Source organism: Betaproteobacteria bacterium (genome assembly GCA_016791345.1).
In the GTDB taxonomy this organism is placed as follows: domain Bacteria; phylum Pseudomonadota; class Gammaproteobacteria; order Burkholderiales; family JAEUMW01; genus JAEUMW01.
On sequence record JAEUMW010000207.1, the window covers coordinates 1 to 3,448 of the forward strand.

6 protein-coding genes are annotated in these 3,448 nt (G+C 61.8%); all 6 read right to left on the bottom strand.

The window, feature by feature from the left end; translation table 11 throughout:
- Positions 1-122: 122 nt before the first annotated feature.
- The gene (locus JNK68_07795) at positions 123-317 is read right to left on the bottom strand and encodes a type II toxin-antitoxin system HicA family toxin (GenBank protein ID MBL8540260.1); all 195 of its coding nucleotides are present in this window, start codon (positions 315-317) and stop codon (positions 123-125) included.
- Positions 314-526, bottom strand: coding sequence for a type II toxin-antitoxin system HicB family antitoxin (locus JNK68_07800; GenBank protein ID MBL8540261.1), 213 nt, complete (start codon positions 524-526; stop codon positions 314-316). Before JNK68_07800 ends, JNK68_07795 begins: the two co-directional genes overlap by 4 nt.
- 160 nt (positions 527-686) lie before the next feature.
- On the bottom strand, positions 687-1,508 hold the full coding sequence (locus JNK68_07805) for a hypothetical protein (GenBank protein ID MBL8540262.1): 822 nt from the start codon (positions 1,506-1,508) through the stop codon (positions 687-689).
- A 100-nt stretch (positions 1,509-1,608) separates the two neighbouring features.
- Positions 1,609-2,004 carry a type II toxin-antitoxin system VapC family toxin gene (locus tag JNK68_07810; protein ID MBL8540263.1) on the bottom strand — a complete coding sequence of 132 codons (396 nt, stop codon included), beginning with the start codon at positions 2,002-2,004 and terminating at the stop codon, positions 1,609-1,611.
- 1 nt (position 2,005) lies between these two features.
- Entirely contained in the window at positions 2,006-2,236 is a 231-nt protein-coding gene (locus JNK68_07815; protein ID MBL8540264.1) for a type II toxin-antitoxin system Phd/YefM family antitoxin, read from the bottom strand.
- Positions 2,237-2,406: 170 nt separating this feature from the next.
- Positions 2,407-3,448 (bottom strand): HAD-IC family P-type ATPase (locus JNK68_07820; GenBank protein ID MBL8540265.1); only part of this gene is annotated, 1,042 nt, incomplete at its 5' end.

Here is a 3,448-nt window from a genome sequence, read left to right on the forward strand (position 1 = left end):
TCAATCAATGCGGTGCTGTTGAGTCCGTCATCATCCTGCTTGGCCCACGAGGGGTCAGGCACGTCGACGCTCAGCCGCAGCCCCATGAGCGTAGCGCCTGGGCTCTCGGTTTCGGCGAGATGTCAGAACCGTTCCGGTTCGGGGGCACCAAGGTCACGACAGATTTTCCGTGCGAGATGATTGTTGACCTCGGTGTGTCGCGGCACCGCGCTGCGCTTGTTCAGCGCCGGGTTATGCCACCACGAGTGCCGCGCGCCTTCGCGCAGCAGAGTACAACCATGAGCAGCGAGGTGCGCCAGCAGATCGCGGCGCTTCATACCGCAATCTGAAGTTCCTCGTAGCCCTTGCCCGCAGCGCCACGAGCTTCCTGCCGGTTGAATTCGAGGGCCTCCGCCAAGGTAATGCGTAGGGCTTCCAGCAGTTCCTCGCGCGTGGCTTCTTGGCAATTAACTCCGGGCACTTCCTCGATCCACCCGATCCAGGAATCGCCTTCCTGCTTTACAACCGCGGTAAACGTTTGCTTCATCGCATACCTCCATCCAACAGCCCAGCGAAGTGGCCCAAGGTTCTAACGCCAAGCATCAGGCGCCGCCGCAGGCGGTCGCCCGCATACCCATGTTGGCCCCCGAACATCAACGCGATGGAAGCTAGCAGATTTGCACCTGAATTTTTTTTGCAAGCATGGCTCACAGCCAAACCCAATGATCCTCTAACTGCGGTTGAATCTCCACCATTTGAGACCAGAACTGTGTGATCGCGCGGAACGTACCAACAGGAAGAGTATGAGTCGCATTCGGGTTGTAATAGGCGGCAGAGCGGTCTCGGCTGATCGCGAGTCGCCCATCAATGACCTTCCGCTCAACATAGGCTAACGCAGAAAGGTCGGCCGGCAACCGAGAGAACTCGAAAGGCTTTCCGAGCAGGCCGTTGGCGATAAATCGGAATAGCTGTGTGCCGAAGCCACTCCATGTGGTGTAGTCGAACACGACAAGTGCACATGGTCGCCTCTGACTCGCGGCGAACGCGATCTGACCGTTCTTTTCGTCCGCGGCCTTTACGAGTAGCCGCCTCAGCGTGTCCGGGTGGTTCAGGGAAACTCCTTCTTCTCGCTCGAACTTCTGACGCTCGGCGTCGGAAAGATTGAGCGTCGAAACCTCGAGATAGAAATCAGTAGGCGCAAGGACCTGGAAGTCGGGTCGAGGCGCGGTCGATGTGGCCACTGGTATGGCGTTGATGTTGGTCTTGCGCATGAACTCCCACCACGAAAGCTCATTGACTCCTCCGAGGTGATCGCTGTTATTGAAGCTCTCAAGACGAGTTTTCAGCGCACGCTTGTCCTTGCTGGACGTGAGAGGGAACTTGTTGAACCAGACGCGAATGGAATCGAGGTACAGCGTTCCGTCGCCGTCCAAACTATCAAGGACGCCTGCGATCCACGAACCCTTGTCAGTCGACGCTCTTGCGCGGCCGAGCCATGCGGCGTCGAAGACGGTCACAGTTTTGGACATGATTTATCGAGGTTTGAATCCATTTAACCGGGTTCGATCCGTCTACTCGGGAAACGCGTTTCCCCGGCAAGGCTGCGGGTCCGGTGGCGGAGCGAGTCTGCTACCAGATCGTCTTGAGCAGGCCGGACTCCAGAATGCGCTGATCACGCGTCACCAACGGCAGGCCAAGCGACCGAGCTGTCGCCCCGACAAGTCGGTCAGCCGGATCCTGTGGGAAGTCGTCGCCGAACGCGGTGGCAAGTGCGGCAATCTCGGGGGAGATTTCGTGGACGATGATACCGGTATGCTCGATTACGCCGCGCACACTGCTTTCGACCGTGCCCGGTCCGCGCAGCCTACCGCGCTGAAAGAGCAGGGCGAGCTCCCATAAACTGATCGACGCGACCGAAATGCCGCCGGAAGCTGCTGCTCGGCGGATCGCAGCCGCAGCCGCCCGGGACAGCCGCTTCGGTTCAACCGCAAGCCACACCCAGACATGAGTGTCCAGGAGGATCATCTCAATCGATTTCCCATGCCCCCTGTTCGACGAGGGGCGCCTCGACGTCCCCAAGAATCTCGATGGTTCCGGCGAGGCAGCCGAATACATCGTGCTCGGCAGTTTCGACGGGAACGAGCTTGGCCACTGCAACACCCTTCTTGGTGATGAGGACCGGCTGTCGCTGCGAGCGGACCTCATCCATGATGCGCAGGCAGTGAGTCTTGAACTCCCCGGCGGGTACAGTTTTCATGGTCGTCTGCTTATGACTATAGTGGGATTATAGCGGCCACTATTGACTCTGCACAACGAGGAAGGGCCGCAGTTGTTTCGACGACTGCTAAGGCGTCGCCTCTCGCGCGAAGACGCGGGAGTCGGGCGCTTGCCGGCGAGCATTGCGGTGCTTCGACCGTCAGCTCAGTGCTATGCGGCAAGCACCGCGCGGCGAAGGCGCAGCGCGTTACCGATCACGGACACCGATGACAGGCTCATCGCCGCTGCGGCGAGCATGGGCGACAGCAATACACCAAACACGGGATACAGTAGCCCCGCCGCGATCGGGATGCCGAGCGCGTTGTAGAGGAAGGCGAAGGCGAGGTTCTGCTTGATGTTGCGGACGGTCGCGACGGAGAGATCGCGGGCGCGTACGAGCCCGCGCAGATCACCCTTGACGAGCGTGACCTGCGCGCTCTGAATCGCCACATCGGTGCCGCTGCCCATCGCAATGCCGACGTCTGCTGCGGCCAGTGCCGGCGCGTCGTTGATGCCGTCGCCCGCCATCGCGACGACGCCGCCCTCGGCGCGCAGCGCCTGCACCAGCTTTGCCTTGTCGGCCGGCTTCACCTCGCCGACGAGGCGATCGATCTCCAGTTCACGGGCGACTGCTCTGGCCGTCGTCTCGTTGTCGCCCGTCGCCATGACGATCCTGAGCCCCGACGCGCGCAAGGCGTGCAGGGCCTCCGGGGTCGTCTCCTTCACTGGATCGGCCACACTGACGAGCCCGGCGAGCGTGCCACCGATGCCGACAAACATCACGGTGTGCCCGAGTGCCTGCAGGTCCGCAGCAACGTGCAATGCATCTTCCCCGACCTCGATGCCGCTTTGCTCGAACAGCGCCCGATTTCCGAGCACCACGCTGCGGCCCGCTGCAGTGCCGGACACGCCCGCACCGGTGTGGGATTGGAAGTCGTTGGTCGCGAGCGGTTCAATCCCGCGGTCCACTGCGCCCTGGACGATCGCGGCGGCGAGCGGATGCTCGCTCGCGCGTTCGAGTCCAGCGGCGGCAGCGAGCACGTCGTTCGACGGGAACTCACCGAAACCCGTCACTCGTTGCAGCACGGGCTTACCTACGGTCAGCGTGCCGGTCTTGTCGAGCACGAGCGTATCGACTTGCCGCAGACGCTCGATCGCCTCGGCGTTGCGGAACAGCACTCCCATCGATGCGCCGCGGCCGGTCGCGACCATG

What these genes read in the sequence shown, in the direction of transcription:
- JNK68_07795 (MBL8540260.1), bottom strand. Translation starts at nt 317, where the DNA reads ATGAAGCGCCGCGATCTGCTGGCGCACCTCGCTGCTCATGGTTGTACT.
- JNK68_07800 (MBL8540261.1), bottom strand. Translation starts at nt 526, where the DNA reads ATGAAGCAAACGTTTACCGCGGTTGTAAAGCAGGAAGGCGATTCCTGG.
- JNK68_07805 (MBL8540262.1), bottom strand. Translation starts at nt 1,508, where the DNA reads ATGTCCAAAACTGTGACCGTCTTCGACGCCGCATGGCTCGGCCGCGCA.
- JNK68_07810 (MBL8540263.1), bottom strand. Translation starts at nt 2,004, where the DNA reads ATGATCCTCCTGGACACTCATGTCTGGGTGTGGCTTGCGGTTGAACCG.
- JNK68_07815 (MBL8540264.1), bottom strand. Translation starts at nt 2,236, where the DNA reads ATGAAAACTGTACCCGCCGGGGAGTTCAAGACTCACTGCCTGCGCATC.